This is a genomic window from Sphingomonas sanxanigenens DSM 19645 = NX02, from assembly GCF_000512205.2.
Lineage (GTDB): Bacteria > Pseudomonadota > Alphaproteobacteria > Sphingomonadales > Sphingomonadaceae > Sphingomonas_D > Sphingomonas_D sanxanigenens.
In genome coordinates, this window is sequence record NZ_CP006644.1 from 4,193,307 (window position 1) to 4,211,355 (window position 18,049).

Genomic DNA, 18,049 nt, shown 5'->3' on the forward strand with positions numbered 1-18,049 from the left:
CACGCATCACCGTAATTCAATTCGTAATTAAATTCAAATTAGCCCAAGAATGCCAAGCTTTACTTACTAACTACAATTTCAGAGCTTTCATCTATTTGCGATGGACGCAAGGATGACATTATTATAAGATTTGGCGTATTCTTCCATTTTCATTTTTTGAACGGCACAGATCTCGCGTTGCGATTTCTGTGGATGATCTTCAATATATTTATAGCCAGATAATGATATTCTCGTTCCAAGTTCGATTGAATCGCTGCCGTTTTTGATATTGCCCATACGGATTTGATAAACAAGGTCGTTATACATCTTATCCGACGGTATAGCGAAACCTTCAACGTCGCTAGGAGTCGCTATTAGTTTCATAACTCCTTTACGATAATCTAACGCGGCGTCTTCCGCGGGGATGTTGTTCCCAGACAGCAAGTCCAACTCACGACCGTGAGCGTCAACGTATATGACAGGGCAATCCTTATCGTCTTCTAATCGCGACGACACGTCTGCTTGGTCAGAGCATGCGACAAAAAAAATCAAAAAACCAATGGCACCAAATTGAGCGCTTCGCTTTATGTCAATTTTTCTTAAAGGTATCATGATATGGCTTCCATATAGCTTCGTCTAAGTAAGATTTTCGAGGAGAAATGCCAAGTTCTTTTCTAATTGGGTTCTCAACGTAACGAACATTGTCTCCCGTAGTATTGGGCACGAGGTCTTTCAAGATCCGATCCTGATAAGATTTTGACAAGGTCTTGAAAACATCTAGGGCCGGTGGATTGACGTTTATTGCCCTAACCGGATCTCTATATCCCAAGACGGAGTGCCCTAATTCATGAGCAAGCGCTATAGTATTGCGGTTCAATACACTTGTATCGGAAGAGAATATATTAATTTCTCCGATTTGTCGAAAATTATATAAAATAGGACTGCCTTTTCCGGCAATCGCTGCGCTTCCACCAGTGGGACTGAGAACAATCTTTTGGTGATAATCTTGATATGCCATATTCAGTATGATGCGCTTACCGACGTTTGTTGTCATTAATTTGTTAAGCGCATCGGATAAATCCTTCTCGGCTTGCGGGCGCAAGGGATTATCTCGAAGATTCTCTGCTATTTCGACGTCAAAATACTTGTCAATTAGAGATTTAAAATCTTTGGTCCTGATGGACTTTTCTACCTCGTCAATTCGTGCATTTGCCGGCACAAAAATGCGCTCTAGCAACCCACCATCATAGGGAATATCGACCGTCCTGGCTACGTCGTGAGGGCCAAGTGCGCTGCTAGGGGCAAGACCCATTGGCCCAACTTCAGTGCCCAAAGGCGTCAAGCTTTGCCTCAATTCACTGTCAGACGCTCCAAACTCCAAGAGGCGTCTAATAACGGTTTTTAACGTGGCGTCCTTCTCATCCCAGCCGTTCTCTTTGATAATTTTAGAGGCTTTGGCTGCAATCAGCGAGTCTTCAACTGCGTTGGCTACCAATCCGCCAATCGTGTTTCCAACGATGCTGGGTAAGGAACTGATGATTGTATCGCCGAAGCTTCGGCCTAAAATTAGCGAGGTTGCTGCGGCTCCGGCGACGCCCCCAACAGCGCCGGAGATGTAAGACGTGCCCCCAACTATTGCATTTACACCGCCACCGAGGCCCGAGGCAACAATTCCTCCCCAGTCAAACCCATTCTGAAGGCCGGTGGCGACGCTGACACCTTGAGAAATCGCGCTCGTAATTACGCCTCTTGCGAGGCCGCTCGTAAAGCCCGAGCGGCCCAAAAATGCACCAACCTTTCCGAACGTCGTTATAGCTCCGCCCGTCTTCAGCCCCTCGGCGACGGCGTTGCCCCATCCTTGGATGCCTCCGCCAACCGCGCCGGCAACAGCTGCTAACCCTACATTTTTCCAGTTGAAGCTATCTTGAATCCCTGCTGCGATGCCCACGCCCTGACTGACGATGCTGGCTGCAGCACCGGTCAACGCGCCCCCAATGATCCCACCCCCGATCGCTGCGGCCGATGCGGCAGCACTGCCGGCTACGGCTCCTCCAGCAAGGAATGTTTGCACGCCACCAATTATCGCAGGCCCAGCGATCGCAGCAACTGCGACTGACACGGCCACCAAAAGTATGGCGCCGAAAGTGCCGCAGCCTTTCTTCTTAGGCTGCTTTGGCGCAACCGGGTCGCTGGGCGAGTTGTCGCCGATGGCCTCATTGGGGTCATAGACCTTGAAGGTCGATGCGTTGTTCTTGGCGTTGACCACCTTGTCGGGGATCTTGAGCGTCTGGCCCGCGACGAGCGTCTCCGAACCGAAGAGTCCGTTGGCGTCGGCAATGACGTACCAGAGGCTGGCATCCCCCCATGTCGCCTGGGCTATGCTGGCAAGCGTATCGCCAGTGTTGACGACATACGTCGTCGCGGCATCGTTCGAATTGTAGCCGTTGATTGCCTCATAATTATCGGCGAAAGATGAATAGGCAGAGCCCGAACTCGCGCCGTTACGGAACGCCCCGTAGCCTGGGGTTGCAAGATGGTCGGTCACCGACGCGGCATAATCGACATTGTCGATGCCGTTGTTCGAGATGTGCCCCATTTGCTTGCCGCCGAAGAAGTAGCGCACGTCGCGTGGGTCGCCGTTGTTGGTAGCAGCGTCATTTTCGTCGCGATTGATGATCGCGCCGTTTATGTCGGTGATGAAGGACACCGTTCGCGAACGCCCATCGATGATGCTGGCGGAGCGGATGCTCCCGGCTGTCGAGTAGTTGAACGTCGTGCTCCACGGCGCATTGCCGACATTCCCGGTGTCGCTGTCGTAGACGATGGTCTTTTGCAGCGGACCGTCCCACCATTCATAGGTGTAGGTGGTCGAATTGTCAGGCAGCGCACTATCGCTGCCGTTCTTCGCTGCGTCGGTCGTGGTGAAAGTCAGGTTGCCCACGGCGTCGTAGTCGTTGTTGACGATCGACAGGTAGGTGCCGTCGCCGCGAACCGTCGTCGTGCGCTGAACGGTAATCTGCGATGCCGCGTTGTATGTCGTTTCCTGCGAATAATTCGCGCCTTCGCTATATGCGGTAATCCGCCCCATCGCATCGCGCGTGTAGGTGGCAAGGACTGGGCCGGCCGTCGTCGGTGCGCCGCCATCGACCACGGTCGAGCCATAGGGCGCTTGATACACCGCCTCGCCGCGCCGAACAGCGGCGAGATATCCATCTGCCGTGTATTGATAATCTTCCCGGCTGTGAGTGATGGTGCTGACATAGATTTCATTCGTCGGCGGATCGTAGGGGGAAGGGTGATAATCGGGGTCGGGGATATATTGGGCAGAGATCTTCGTGAAGATCATTGCGGTGCGCTTGCCCGCCTTGTCGTAAAAGATGTCGCGCCCCTCAGTGCCGCGCCCGATCGCGCCATTCACCAGTTCGCCCTGGGAGGTTGTGACCCGGTTCATCGAATCATACAGGTACCAGTATGTCCGAGGCGGCAGCCCAGACACGGCGTCGCCCTGATCGTTTAGAGGCCGATATGTTGTCGTGGTTGATCGAACATTGCCGACCGCATCATATTTCCAAGTCACAGAGGCAGCCGGGATGTTTACGCCATTGGCGGTACCGCCTGAATCAGACCAAGAAGTCATCCGCCCGAGCGCATCGTAGTTCGCTGTAGCGTTACGGTATTGATAGCCAAAATCGGTGGTGAAGGTCTCGCTCTTGAGGTTTCCTACCTGATCATAGGTGTAGGACGTAGAGCCCTTTCCGTCGTTGAATTCGTGCTTCAACAGGCCGGTATTATAGTACTGAAATTGGGCCCCGGCATCATCCCAGCCGCCGCTCGTTTTCTGCCCCGCAAAATTATAGTAGTTGTTATATTGGCGACCGCCGAAGTCCCTATAGCCTTTTTCCCAGCCAAAGTAATTTGTGCGATCGATGCGGTTCTTCGAGAGCATGTTCGTGGTGGTCTTGACCCAGCCGCCCAATACGCCGATCGACGGGAAATTCATCCCGACATCCCAATAATAGGAATAGGTGGTGAGTTCTCCACCCATCGCCCGGGTCGCGACCACACGCCCGAGCGCGTCATAGGTCGTCACCGTCTGATTGGTGTTGTTGCCGGAAGGCGGCGCGAAAGGGTTCGTGTAGGTCGGAAAGAACATCGAGTTCCAGGTCGCGATCCGCTGCCCAAGGCCGTCATAGCGATATTGGTCGATCAGCTGGAGGTCGCCTGATGTGTTGCCGATCTCGTTCGCGGGCCGCAATGCGTAGACGACCTGGACCAACCGGCTCATCGCATCATAGCCGTATAGTGTCGTCATGCTCGCTTCGTTGATCGAAACACGCTTGTCGCCGAACACATCATATTTGTTTTCGACGATGCCGCTATCGGCATGGAACTCCTTGAGGACAAGGGCGTCTCCGCCGGTGGCGCCACCGCCATGTCCGGTGCCCGCCAGCAGCAAGCGCGTGTTCCAGAAGCCATTCGCGTCCTGAATGCCGATCAGGCGACCGGACACATCGTAAGCGTAGCGTTCGATCGGATTGCCTTGACCGCTGACACCGTTGGCGCTGGTCACCTCGACCTGGGGACTGGTCTTGCGCGTCAAACGACCAAGCGCGTTATACTCGAACGTCGTAGACCGATTGAGGGCATCGGTCTCCCGCACCACCTCTCCGAATGCGTTGTACGCCCGGCTTCGTGTCAGATTGTAGAGTGTCGAAGTGGCGTTGATCTGGCGCGCCGGTTCTCTCGTCGCTGTCGACATGCCGCGCTTGTCATAGAGCTCGATCGTGGTGATGGCGCCGGCGATGTTGCTGGTTCCCAGGCCGGCATCGATCGACTGCGCAGCGCTTTCCTGGGAAACATCCATCAGGGAAACCGTCGTGGAGATCAGGCTGAGCGTCTGATTGCCATTCTTGTCGTGGAGGAATATGCGCGTGACGCCATCGTCCGTCCGGCTGCGCCACAGCCGGCCGGCCGCGTCATAGTCGAATACCTCCTGCAATCGACCGCCGGTATTTACGGGCGCATCAGTGACACTGATCCCGATACCGCGGTCGGTCATTTCATCGAAGCTGTTATAGCGCATCCAGGTCGCTGCAAGCTCTGTCCCGCCCGCGATGAAGTCGCCAGAAGCCGTGGCTCGGGTGCCGACCGCCTGGGTGATCAGGCGGCCTCCGGCGTCGTAGCGGTAGCCAATGCCTTCGTAGACATTGGCGCTGCCATCGCCGCGCTGACGGGTGTAGCTTTCGCGCGTCACCCGACCCATCGCGTCATAGGCGTAAGACCGAGTGAAATTCGCAGCGTCGGTCATCGATGTCATTCGACCGGCGCGGTCATAGACATATTTGGTGACCCGCACGTCCCAGTAGCCGGCGGAACTGACCTCCGTGCGGGTGAGGTCGTTACGGCCGTTATAGGCGTAGGTTGTGGTGGGCCTCACGCTTGTGCCGGTGTAATCTGCGAAGGCCGCTCCCTTTTCCTGCGTGAGACGCCCGATCGCGTCATAGACATAGTCGGTCCGGTCGCCGTTGGCTTCGGTCTTGCTCGTTACCTGACCCAGGCCATTATAGGTATAGGTGATCGTGGCATCCACAACTGCATTGGAGATTGCGCCGGTCCCGCCGACTGTCGAACGAACGACATTCTTGCGCGTCTCGGTCAGCCGCCGTCCGTTCCTGTCATAGGTGAAGGTGGTGATCCGCGGCGCATCGAGCACGGCTGCCGACTGCGGGCCGCGGACGAACGAAGGGAGAGCCGCGATACCAAGAGGTGACAGGCTGACCGAGGGCTGGATGATGTTGAACGATCCGGTGCCGGCGCCAGCACTTGTCATGTAGACTTCGAAGCGTGCGCTGATCGTGCCGGGGGGGGCAGTAACCGTTCCCGACATCACAGTGTTGTACGCTTGCGGTCCGTTGAGGCTGGCGATGTCGACACGCGTGCCGTTGCCGAACGCATCTTGCCACCAGATGGTGAGCGTCAGGCTGCCGACGGCGCCGAGCCCTTCCACTCCGGTACGGACATGGAATTGCTCCCCGCCGGTGGCCGGCCACCATTTGTCGGTGGCCAGCGACATCGTCTGTCCTGGCCCCGTTGCGTTGAAGTCTGCCCTGAGATAATTGGTCGCGCCAACGCTGCCGGTGTGCAGTTGGCCAATCAGTGTGATGGCGCCAGACTGGCCTGCATTGACCCAGCCTGCGGGCCCATTAGCCAAGCCGCTATTTTCGATCCTGTTGACGTCGGCGGGAGCGCGCGTGACCATCGGCTCGGTAAGCTGCAGACTGCCGATGCCGGCTCCCGACGTCGTCGTATAGACCTCAAAGCGAGCAGACGCCGCGGTCGGTGGCACCGTGATGGTGCCGGACAGGATGGTACCATAGGGAATCGGGCTCCCCCACCGTCCATCGATCGTGGCACTGCCGGCACCAAGGCCATTGGCGTCCACCCACCAGACGACCAGCTTCGTCCAGACTGCTGGGCCGGTGACCTCGACGCCGGCCCGGACGGAAAGTCTTTCGCCACCGGTGACGGAGAAGGAATTGGCCCAATCTGTCGCGATTGAAACTGTCTGCTCCGGACCGGTCGCATTGAAGTCGATCTTCAGGTTCTGCTTGCCATTGTCCGAATTTCGGGCCGGCCCCGACGTGACGATGTTGGCCGTGTCCGCGCCGATCGTCCAGCCAGCGGCTTGGCCTTCGAACCTGCTATACCCGATGCGGTTCGGCGCGAGGCCGTTCACCGACGCGGGCAAGGTCGTCAGGTTCAGAGCATGCGAAGACCGCTCCTCGCGCAGCACGTTTCCGTCGGAATCGAGGGTGTAGTAAGTGACATAATTTTCTTGGTCGACCTGAGCAATTCGGCGGCCAAGCCTGTCGTAGTAGGAGGTGACGCTGGCGCCGTTGGGATCCGTCACCTTGGTGACGTTGCCGAGCTTGTCATAGGTGTATGACGTGGTGAGCGACTGTTTTTGTTGGCTCACGTTAAACGCGCCAGAGCCGGGATTTATTGTGCTCCATGAGCCAACCAAGACGCCGCCGCCGCTTCCCGCCACGGTGCGGTCCTTGAGGCGATTGGCATAGTCGTAATTGAACTGCGTTTCGCGATAGGTGGTGGGCGGGTCGGCGTATGGGCTGCCGATGTCTTCGGGCACGGGCACTGCGCCGTCGTGCACGCGTTCGGTCTTGACGTTGCCATTGCCGTCATAGGTCCAGGTCGTCAGCGTGCCGCTGTACTGGGTACCCGTGATGGTCGTTGCGCGGAGTTGGGCGGTGCGGCGCCCGAGTTCGTCATAATAGAAGTCGGTGTTGGCGCCTGAGGCATCGAGGCTGCGGACAAGGTTGCCGCGGGCGTCATAGGTGAGGCGCTCCACGAAGATCTGCTGATTCTGGCCGGCAGGGGAGGTGAGGAGCCCGTCATAGAGCACCGCGACCTGGTTGGTGATCTTGCTCTCGGTCAGTCGGTCCAGTTCGTCATACTTATATTCCGTGGTGCGAGAGTCGGTCTGGACTTGCTGGCTGTTCACGACATTGGACAGCTCGACCTTGCGGATCCGATTACCGCGCCGGTCATAGCTGTAATCGTTGACAATTTCTGTAACGAGAACGGCCCCATCCGGGGTTGTGTGGCTAGCCGGTAGCGTCTCGGATATCAGCCGCCCCATCTTGTCGTATCTGTAAGTGAAGGTTGCGACAGACATGCCGTCCTGGTCACTGAGTTTGTTTCGCAGCCACTCGCGGTCGCCAAACGCATTGTAGCCATAGAGTTCGTAATGGCCCTCGGCATCTGTGCTTTTCTGGACGCGATCCAGCTTGTCATAGTCGAAGTCGGTGGTTGCATCAGAGCCGCTGCTGTTGACCGGAACGGGCGGCGTATCGAGGCTCGGTGTGACAGCGATCCGCGCCTCGAAACGCGTCACCTTGTCGACGTTGCTGAAGGCGTCATAGGTCGTCCGCGTCACATAGCCTTCGGCATCGACCGTCAGAATATTGCGGCCGAGCTTGTCGACATAGCTGTAGCTGAGGCCGCCGGCGGCATCGGTGGTCTTCACATTGCCGCGTGCGCTGTAATCATAGCGCGTCACCAGGTTGTTGGCGGCATTGTCATCCACCGGCACCGAAACGGACTTCAGGCGATCGAGCTGGTCATATTCCCGGACGGTCGTCTTGCCGTTGCGATCCGTCTCCGACTTCAGGCGTCCAAACGCATCATATGTGAAGCTCTGCTGTAATTGCTTGTCGACGATGCCGAACGCATCGTACCTGGTCTCCGTCCGGCCGAGCGCGTCATAGGTCCATTTCGTGACGATACCTGCGAAGGAGCTGGTGTCCAGGCGACCCAGCGCATCATAGGTATAGCCGGTCGTCGCGGCGCGGCCCGTGCCCGCGGCACGGGTTTCGGACTCGACCTGGCCGAGCGCATCATAGCTGCGGGTCGTCGTCACGGCGTCGGGTGTGCCAAAGGCGACGGTCACCGAGGTCGTGCGCCCGAGCGCATCAAGCTGCATGACGGTGCGCACATTGCCTCGGTCTACGGTCTCGATCAGGCGCCCAGCGGAATCATAGATGAACTTGTCGATGCGGGCGTCATCGGGCAACGTCGTTCCGATGGTGGACGCGATCGTTGCAATCGTGCTTGCATCGTCAATCGCATAAGTCGCGGGGTAGGCGACCTTTTCCTCGACCTGTCGCATCTTGTTGTAGCGATACTCGGTGACATATCCCATTGCGTCGACACTGTAGACGAGCTGCCCGGCGGCATCATGGAAGGTGCGGCTCACACGGTTCGCCGCATTGCCGGCGTTCGCTGCGCTCCATGTCGCCATGTCCGCATGCGTCGGGTCGCTGCCCGAACCGTAGAGCGCGGCGAAGGCGACCTGCTGCGATCGATTGCCCTGCGCGTCATAGGCGAAGGCGGTCACGCGGTTGCCGCTGTCGATTCCGAACGTAAGGCGACCCAGCGCATCGTAGACCGAGCGTTCGATCCGGGTGTTCGGCAGGCTCGCAAGCAAATTCACCTGCCCGGTCAGATAGGCGAGATCGTAGCGCGCGTTCACATTCGGATTGGTGTCCGCAGCGACAGCGCCATCATACGAGGTCGTGCGCACGAGATTGCCCGCCGCATCATAGCCGAACTGCGTCAGGCGCATGAGTGCATCGAGCGTGAAGCGCAGCTGGCCTTTGCCATCATAGGCATAGCGGGTGGTCTGGTCGGCGGTGGCGCTCACCGTCGGCAGGGTCAATGCCATCTGCAGCGGCGTGGTGCCGCTGAGCGCGATGCGGTTGGCGTAAGCCGTGGTCGCGATCAGCCGGCCTTCGGCATCATGGCGATAGCTGGTGACACCGCCAAGGGCATCGACGGTTGCGATCCGGTTGCCGGCCTTGTCGTAGACGTTGCGGGTGACATTCCCCAGCGCGTCGGTCGTCGCGACGAGATTGCCCCGCCGGTCATAGGTGTAGACGGTGAGGTGGTCGAGCGCATCCTGCGTCTCGCTCACCCGCCCGGCATCGTCATATCGGGTGAGGGTCGTGCTATTGGCGGCATCTGTGACCGACCTGCGTTCGCCATACCCGTTATATTCATAGAATGTGGTGAGATTCTTGCCGGCCGCCACGGCGTCCACCACGGTCTGCGTCAGCAGCCCGCGACGATTGTAGGTGAAGTTGGTCTGGATCGTCGTCGGTGACGTGGTGTCGCGGGGAGCGATCTGCGAGGCGATCTCGCCGAAGGCGTTGTAGGTCGTCGTCGTGACATAGCCGAGCGCGTCGGTCTTGGTCGTCGCGCGACCCAGCTTGTCGCGGACATAGGAGATGGTCGCATCGCGCGTCGCATCGGCGGCCACGGTCGGCACGATACCGGGGCCCGAGGCGGTCACGCGATTGGCATAGCGCGTGACCGATTCGACATCGCCGCTGAACATATAGGTCGTCCGGGTCGCATAGCCTTCGGCGTCGACCTCCCAGATCAGGCGATTGAGCGCATCATAGGCATAGGTGGTAACCTCCGCGCGCTGGCCCTGCTTGCGGATGACGTTACCGAAGCCGTCATAGACGAACGATGTCGCGGCGCTTGCCACCAGACCCGGCTCGAGGACCGACAGCACGCGTCCGAGCTGATCATAGGTGTAGGTGGTGACGGCACCGGTTCCGTCGGTGCGTGTGAGCATGTTGCCCATGCCGTCATAGGCATAGCTCGTCACCGACGCTTCGGGCTGGCCGTAGGCCGACGTTTCGTTCGCGAGCCTGCCCGCCGCGTCATAGGCGTAGTGAAGCGTGGCGGCATCGCCGGTACCGTCCGCAACGATACGATCGGTAATACGGTCTTGCGCGTCGTAGAGATAGCGGGTGACGGTGCCGATCCCGTCCGTACTGGTCGACAGGCGCCCGACCGGATCGTAGGAAAAGCTTTCCGCTCGTGCTGCCGACGCGCCGATGAGCGATGCGACATCCCCGGTCGTCGCATTGTCATCGATGGCGAAGGGAGAGGCGTAGCGCTTCCTGAGGGTCACCCTGTCCTCAGCATCATAGCCAATCTCAGTGACGTAGCCCTCGCTGTCGATCTCATAGGCGACGCGGCCTGCCAGATCGTAGATGTAGCGGGTCTCGCGATCCACGGCCGCGTTGTAGTTCGTGCCGACCCACGTCAGCATGCTCGCATGGTCTTGTGGGCTGGTGATCGTTCTGGCGACCGAGAACGCCGTGACCTTCGTCAGCCGCCCCAGCGCATCATAGCTGTTCCTGGTGACGCCGCCCTGGGCATCGATCGAGAAGCCGACGCGGCCGGCCTCGTCAAAGACCGTCCAGCTCCAGCGGGTGGTCGCATTGTCGGAGGTCGTGAACCCGGCGACCTGGGCCGCGACATAGCTGTTCCCGTAGGACGCGCTCGCGGCAATCGATTTGGCATAGTCGATCTTGCCGATAAGGTTGCCTGCGCCGTCGTAAAGATACGATGTCGGCCGCAGATTGGTGTCAAGTTCATAGGTCAGCCATCCGCGCCCGTCATAGGTGAAATACCGATGACGTGCGGCACTGCCGCTTGTCGCTGCCACCAATTCGTCGAGCGTGCCGGTGCTGCGCAGGTTCGTATCGGCAATCAGGCCGGAATAGGCGATCGTCTCGACGACTTCGCCGGCGGCGTTGAAGATGGTCCGAGTGAGATAGCCGGCGCCGTCGAGCGTGCCCTCCTGACGGCCGTCCTCATCGTAGAAGACCCGACTGATATTGTCCTTTGCATGGGCGACAACGTTCAGCATCACGGTCGGTGTCGTGACCTTGAAGCTGGCGACCAGCGGTGCCCGCGTATTGTAGTACCCGGTCGTCCTGATCAGGTTTGAGCGGCCATCATAGTCGAAGCTGGTGACATTGCCCCCGCCGTCGATGACCTGGACCAGGCGATCGGCCCGGTCGTAAATCCGCCATTCCCAGGTCGCTCCCGCGTCATTCAACGGGTCGACGGGCCGGATCGTCGACAGGTCGCTGATACCCTCAGCGGTTGCAAGCGCGGTCAGTTGTGTCTGGTTAAGCCGCTGCGAATAGCCGATCGTCGCCACCAGCCGGCCGGCAGCATCGTAGCGATACTCGGTGAATCCGCCATCGCCCGACACGTCGGCGATCTTGCGGTCGAGGGCATCATAGAGATGATAGGTCTTCCGCCCGCTGGCGTCGGATGCCGTCCGCAGCCGGCCGAGCGTGTCATAGCGATATTCGGCGGTCGCCGTGGGATGTCCGGAGCCCGATTCCTGGAGGCTGATCAGTTGGCCAGCCCGGTTGTAGGTGGCGGTCTGTACCATTCCGCTGGCGAATGTCGTGACCGTGCGGTTGAGCGCATCGTCATGGACGATCGTGGTGGTCGCATTGTTGAGGTCGTGCGAACTGGCCAGCCTGCCCAGTCCATCATAGGTGAATGTCTCGCTGTTCGAAATGCCGTCGCTACGCCGCGACAGCAGGTTTCCGAACTGATCATAGCTGTAGTACAGTCGCGAATAGGCGCCGGTAGGCGCTCCGGTGTCGGATGCGCTTGCCCGCTTCGTGGACTGAGTGATGTTTCCGCGAAAATCGAAGGCGAAGGTTTCGCGTTCGATTGTGCTCAGATTGGTGATGGCGGCCTTCCAGGCAAGCAGGGTCGCTTCGGTCGGGCTGACGCCGGTTCCGAGCGCGGACACGTCATAACCATTGTCCGGATAGGCAATGGTGGCGGTTTGCTGCCCGAAGCTGTTGTAGATGAACTCGGTGACATTGCCCTCGGCCGAGATCGCGAAGACGAGGTGGTTCTCGCCGTCGTAGACATAACGCGTCGTGACCGGTCCTGCGGGCGCGATCACCGTCGCATCGTCCTCGTCGGCTGCGGTATAGCGCGTCTCGGTCAGCACCTCGTTCTTCGCGCCATAGGTGCGGGTGATCGTGTTGCCGGCATCATCACGCTGGAGCGTCAAATTGCCGTTGGTATCGTACTGGTAGGTGGTGGCCTTGCCGCCACCGTCGGTCATCTTCGTGACGTTGCCGCCTGCGTCATAGACATAGGCGATGGACCGGACCGCCCCCCCGGGCTGTGCCGGCGGCATCTCGATCTTCGTCAACTGGTTGTCGGCGTTGAAGCTCAGCTTGGTGACCTGCTGGAGGCCGTCCGTGATCGTCGTGACGCCCGACGCATAGCTGAACGAGACGGTGTTTGTGATCGTACCGGTCAGATATTGCGTATAGGACGCGACCTTCGTCTTGTCAGCGGTGTAGGTGATGTCGATCGTGGCCCCGCCGCTTTCGGAAATGCGGGTGATCCGCCGGCTATAGTCATTCGCCCCAGGGCCATCGTCATAGGTGTAGGTCGTCGTGACGACCTCCCCATCAGAGATCGAGTTGTCGAGCGGCGTGAGGTCCGTGATTATCGTCTTGAGGCGGTTCTGCGCATCATAGGTGTAATGGGTCCGCGTCATCGCGGTTTTCGTCGGGACCGAACTGTCACTTCTGTAGTAGGTGACCAGTTGCGTAATGTTCGAGCCGGACCACACCAGTTCAGTGTAGTCGCTATCGGCCGTCGTGACCCTCGTCAGCTGGCCAGCCGCGTTATAGGTGTAGGTGAGGGTGTTGCCATCCGTATCTCGGGTGGCCGTGACATTTCCTCCCTTGGTCATGTCGTAGGTCTCGGTGGTTTGGGTCGGACCATCTGTCCACGTCCAGACGCCGCTGACCTGGCGGATCGTATCGAAGGCGCCCGCGCCTGCCTTGCTGACATAGGCGTTGGCCCCCGAATCCCAACCGTAGACCGAGCTCGATCCGTCCCAGTCGAAGCGCGTGACCGTATTGGCGGTGCTGTCCACCACGATCCGCCGCTGCGCGCTCATCATCCAGTTGTCGCCGTTGTCGTCGGTCATGCCGCCGAGGCTGTTGTAGGTGCGCGCCAGGACGTTGTCCGGGCCGCGACCGATCAGGATTTCGTCTTTACGCTGGATCACCAGGTTCCCGGTTGCCGCGTTGATCGTGACGTTCTCGCCCATCCGGCCCGTCGCCGCATCGCCCAGCATGCCGCGCGAGCCAAGCACGAACCCCGATCCACGCTCCAGCCCCAGGCCGGACCCCGTCACGATCGCCACCATCCGATAACCCCCCGATCAAACGCCCAAGGGCAGCACCGCAGCCCCCTCAAGCTGTTGATCGGAAGATCGTGGAATCCGTTTAGCTCTTTTTTTTCGAGCTTATATTTTTTGCAAGGGCGCCAGGGAGAATACCCACGACTTGCGGGACGCAGTTTGTCGGTCTAGCGATCGGCGACTCTCCACATGGGCTCGGGCATGACCACGCAAACGGCCGAAGATCCAAAATCTCGCCTTCAACGCCTGCTCGGCTTCCTCGACGTCGATCCGCACAATGAGCGGTTGCTTGCGGATACGGCGACCGCAGCCTTCGACGCTGGCGAGCTTGAAACCGCGAACCAGCTCATCGGGCGGTTCAACAGCTTGGGGACTGACGATCCGGCGATGCGCAATCTGGGGGCGCTGGTCGCTCTGCGCACGGGCCGCCATGACGAGGCCGCCGAGACGTTCGAGACGCTTCTGGCCGATATGCCGACCGATGCTGTTCTCCGGTTCAATCTCGCATGGGCGAAGGCGCTGATCGGCGACCATGAGGCCGTCGTCACGCTGGTCGACGAAGATGTCGTCGCGTCCGCTCCGCGTGCCGCTGCGCTCAAGGTCGAGGCCCTGCACCATCTCGACAGGCTGGAAGAGGCGATTACGGTCGGGCAGACCTATGCCGTCATCGTGCCGGCGGATGCCGATCTCGCGGCGGCGATCGCCACAGTGGCAATGGATAATGACGATCTCGAACTCGCGGAGCGCTTCGCGGCCCGCGCCGGCGGAAGCCCGGTCGGCCTGGCGGCACAAGGCGCGCTTGCGCTGGGCGCCCATGATCCGTCGGCGGCGATCGGCCTCTTCGACAGGGCACTCGACCGTCGGGCGACATTGCCGCGTGCACAGGTCGGGAAGGGGCTCGCCCTGCTCTCGCTCGACCGGCCAGCGGACGCGGCGCGCTGGCTCGACCAGGGCGCGGCGGCGTTCGAGGACCATCTCGGCTCATGGATCGCGGCGGGGTGGGCGCATTTCATCGCCGGCGACGCAAAGACCGCGCGCGCGCGGTTCGATCATGCGCTCCTGCTGGACGAAACCTTCGCCGAGAGCCATGGCGCGCTGGCAGTGCTCGATATGACGGAGGGACAGGCGGAGCTCGCACGCAAACGTGCCGATATCGCTCTACGATTGGACCGGACATGCCTGTCGGCGGCCTTGGCCAAAAGCATGCTCGCGGCTCATGCTGGCGATCCGGATGCCGCAACCGCGATCCGGAACAAGGCGCTCAATCATCCGGCCGGTCCTGGCGGAGAAACATTGGCCGACGCGATCGCCCGCATGGGATTGCGGCGCCGATAGTTGTCGCGGTGCCAGTCTGGTCAGACGCAGGCTAACGTTCACCCCGTACGTCGTAGGCGACGCGACCGAGCAGGGCAGCGCCATTCTCGTCCCTCTCCAGCGAAACCGTCACGCGGTCGACCAGCTCCTGGAACCGGGCATCGTTGACCAGATCCGCACCGAAGTGTTCGACCAGTATATTCTGAACGAGTGCCCGACGGAATTGGCGCTCATCCCCCCCGGCGACCGGTGCCAGTGGGACCAGGCCATCGGCGCGCGTACCTGCCGGCGCCTTCCTGCTCGACGTCGATGTCCGGCTGCGGTCTTGCAGCCGCTGACGCAGAACCTGGATCAGCCGATCCGCATTGGAAACGGGGTCCATGGCTAGTGCCTCGTCTGGCGACTGGCAAAGCTCCGGAGCAGTTGCTGTGTCGCCGACATCGCATCGGCGGGGTCGCTGCCAGCCAGCGCGGCGCGACTTTCGTCGATGAGCATCTGCATGTCGCGATTGATCAGGGGCAACGCATCATTCAGGGCGATCCCGGCCTCCAGCCGCTCGATCGCGCCGGGCAAGTCATCGTTCGCGAGGCGTACCAGACCGTCTGAAAGCGGCTGAAAGGGGTTGTCGGTTGGAAGGTCGCGCAGCGGATCGAGCGTTGCGGCAGCGGCGTCACCCTTGCCCGAGCTCAGCTGGAGCAGTCCGAGTTGAAAGCGCGCGATATGATAGTCCGGCGCAATCAGGACGGCATAGCTCATCGCGGCCTCGCCCGCGGCATATTCCCGCTGCGCTGCGAGCAGCGACCCCTTCAGGAAATGGAGTCGCGGGTCCGCGGGGTGGAGGCGGATCAGGCGATCCGCCTCGTCGATTCCGTCCGTGTCACTGGCGGTTGCGAGCGCGACCAGCCGCGAGATGGCGTCATCGGAGCAGAGGGGCGGGCGATTGTCCTGGGTCATTGATTGTCCTGATCGGTGCGTATGATCGACGCGGAGTGGCAGTAGCATGAAATGCGCGCAGGCGTTCATCGCATCAGGCTGAACTGGCGGGCTGCGAGCAGCCGCTTGCGAAGCCGCGACAGGGCGGCGCGATGGATCTGCGAAATGCGTCCTGTGCTCAGGCCCAGAAGCGTACCGATCATCTCGAATGTGAGACCATCATGATAGTGCTTCCGGATGATCGCCTGCTCGCGACCCTCGAGCGATCCAACTTCAGTGGCCAGGCGGCTGACCAGATCCTTCCATGCGGCACTTTCATACGCGTTGGGTCGATGGTCGGGCGTCGCGTCGTCGGCGACCAGACCGGTCTCTTCGAGCATGAAGCTAAGCGCCGTGCCGATCGCGAGTTCGGCCAGGGCGGCCATCGCCTCCGCGGCGGACATCCGCCCGGCGGGGGCGGCGATGGCGAGCGACCGAAGCCGCTCCTTCTCGACGCGCCGGTTGAACGCAAGCTGTTCCCGCCGCTCGCTGAGGTGCGCAAGCCCGTCGACAACGCTGCCCGCGACACGCGGCGCGGCGAAACTCTCGAACGGCACGCCGCGTCGTGGATCGAAACGATCGATGGCCTCGAGCAGCCCGGCGGAGGCGAGCTGTTCGAGATCGGCGAGTTCGATGTCGCTCGACCGATCGAGGAAATGGCGCCGGGCGATCGCCCGCGCGAACGGAAGATAGGCATCGAAGATCTCGAGCCGAAGATCAGCGCCATGATCACGGCCGTAATGCGCCCAGAGCTCGCTGCGCCGGTCGATCGACGGGGTCGATGTCCGGGGCTGCGGCGTCACCTGAAGCTGCCGATCAATCCCTGAACTACCAGGCCCCAGCCGTCGATCAGGACGAACATGAGAACCTTAATCGGTAGTGACAGGGTGGACGGCGGCACCATGAGCATGCCCAGCGAGAGCAATATGCTCGATACCACGAGGTCGATGAGCAGGAAGGGAAGGAGGATGAGAAAGCCAATGTTGAACGCAACGCGCAGCTCGTTGAGCATGTAGGCGGTGGTCAATTGCATGAGCCCGACCTGTTCGACCCGATCTGGCAGCGGCTGGCGCGAGATGCTGTAGACCGTCGCGATGTCCTTGTCCCTGACCTGGCGCAGCATGAAGCCGCGCAACGGGTCCGATCCCTCCTTGAGGGCATGTTCGACCGAAATGCGGCCGTCGAGATAGGGACTCACCGCGCGTTCCTGCACGACCGTCAAGGTGGGAAGCATGGAAAAGCCGGTCAGCAACAGGGCAAGGCTGACGAGCACCTGGTTCGGCGGCGTTTCTGGCATGCCGAACGCGTGACGGATCATCGAGAGGACGATGACGATCCGGACGAACGAGGTCATGCAGACGAGGACGGCGGGCACCAGCGCCAGCAACGATAACAGGACGGTGATGCGAACGATATCGGTCGAGCCGGCAACCGGAAGCGCCGCTGGCAGCTTGGCGGACACCGGGGCCGCAGCAAGCAGGCAGGCCGCCCCCATCGCGACGATCGGAAGAACAAGCCGCCTCATGCGGGTGAGGCTTCGGACCCGGCATCCGGTGTCGATCCCGGCGCCAAAACCCAAGCGCCCTGCGGGCCCGTCAGGATCAGCAGTTCCCGCGCATCGTGCCGCACCAGCGCCAGGCTGCTCGTCGGCGTAAGGCGGATCGTCTCGATCAGCTGTAGCCGGCGCTGCGCCGGCCTGAGGAGGATCTGGCCGCCACCGCCCATTCTGGCGCGCAGCGCGAGAGCGGCGACAATTGCGATCACGACACACACCAGCAGCGCGCCGACGACGCGCCACGCCGAGATGCCGGGCTCGTCGGCAATGATCGGTCGCGCGGCCGCCGCGTCCGCGGCGATCAAGGCCAGGGTAAGCGGGCCCAGCCTTCTGACGATGTAAGAAAGAAGCGTCATCCCTGCGGGGCGATCTCGTCGATGCGGACTCCGAACCGATCCTCGACGGCAACGATCGTGCCGCGGGCAATGACCTGGTCGTTGAGGAGAAGGTCGATCGGCTCGTTCATCTGGCGATCGAGCGTGACGACATCTCCACGTTTCAGGGCGAGAAGCGCGCCGAGCGTCATTTCGACCTCGCCGAGGCGGGCGATAACACTCACGCCGACATCTTTCAGCGCAGGTGAATCTAGGCGCAGGGGTGCCGATGCCGGTGTTGGGGCGGAAGTGGACTTGGTCTGTATGGAAGGCGTCATG

Annotated in this window: 9 protein-coding genes; 1 reads left to right on the plus strand and 8 read right to left on the minus strand. The window is 60.6% G+C overall.

The annotated features are described in order from the left end of the window. Positions 1–87: 87 nt before the first annotated feature. Both NX02_RS32600 and NX02_RS19065 read right to left on the minus strand, forming a co-directional pair. Entirely contained in the window at positions 88–591 is a 504-nt protein-coding gene (locus tag NX02_RS32600; protein ID WP_158014090.1) for a hypothetical protein, read from the minus strand. After that, positions 569–13,561, minus strand: a complete 12,993-nt coding sequence (locus tag NX02_RS19065; protein WP_025293786.1) for a DUF6531 domain-containing protein — start codon at positions 13,559–13,561, stop codon at positions 569–571. The genes NX02_RS32600 and NX02_RS19065 overlap by 23 nt, the downstream gene beginning before the upstream one ends. 195 nt (positions 13,562–13,756) lie before the next feature. On the opposite strand from NX02_RS19065, the gene NX02_RS30875 reads away from it, so the two are divergent. After that, positions 13,757–14,890 (plus strand): tetratricopeptide repeat protein, encoded by a 1,134-nt coding sequence (locus tag NX02_RS30875; RefSeq protein WP_162232703.1) that lies wholly within the window; start codon positions 13,757–13,759, stop codon positions 14,888–14,890. Positions 14,891–14,921: 31 nt separating this feature from the next. On the opposite strand, the gene NX02_RS19075 is transcribed toward NX02_RS30875, so the two are convergent. The 6 genes from NX02_RS19075 to NX02_RS31690 are packed head-to-tail and all read right to left on the minus strand — an operon-like array spanning position 14,922 to position 18,048. Further along, positions 14,922–15,251, minus strand: coding sequence for a hypothetical protein (locus NX02_RS19075; protein ID WP_025293788.1), 330 nt, complete (start codon positions 15,249–15,251; stop codon positions 14,922–14,924). 2 nt (positions 15,252–15,253) lie between these two features. Next, positions 15,254–15,892 (minus strand): tetratricopeptide repeat protein, encoded by a 639-nt coding sequence (locus tag NX02_RS19080; protein WP_158014091.1) that lies wholly within the window; start codon positions 15,890–15,892, stop codon positions 15,254–15,256. After that, positions 15,889–16,644, minus strand: coding sequence for a sigma-70 family RNA polymerase sigma factor (locus NX02_RS19085; RefSeq protein WP_025293790.1), 756 nt, complete (start codon positions 16,642–16,644; stop codon positions 15,889–15,891). The genes NX02_RS19080 and NX02_RS19085 overlap by 4 nt, the downstream gene beginning before the upstream one ends. Beyond that, positions 16,641–17,420 (minus strand): flagellar type III secretion system pore protein FliP, encoded by a 780-nt coding sequence (gene fliP / locus NX02_RS19090; RefSeq protein WP_245648647.1) that lies wholly within the window; start codon positions 17,418–17,420, stop codon positions 16,641–16,643. Before fliP ends, NX02_RS19085 begins: the two co-directional genes overlap by 4 nt. Then, the gene (locus NX02_RS19095; protein ID WP_025293792.1) at positions 17,363–17,752 is read right to left on the minus strand and encodes a hypothetical protein; all 390 of its coding nucleotides are present in this window, start codon (positions 17,750–17,752) and stop codon (positions 17,363–17,365) included. Before NX02_RS19095 ends, fliP begins: the two co-directional genes overlap by 58 nt. Beyond that, complete coding sequence (locus NX02_RS31690) at positions 17,749–18,048, minus strand: FliM/FliN family flagellar motor switch protein (protein ID WP_025293793.1); 300 nt, start codon at positions 18,046–18,048, stop codon at positions 17,749–17,751. Before NX02_RS31690 ends, NX02_RS19095 begins: the two co-directional genes overlap by 4 nt. Between the last annotated feature and the right edge of the window lies 1 nt (position 18,049).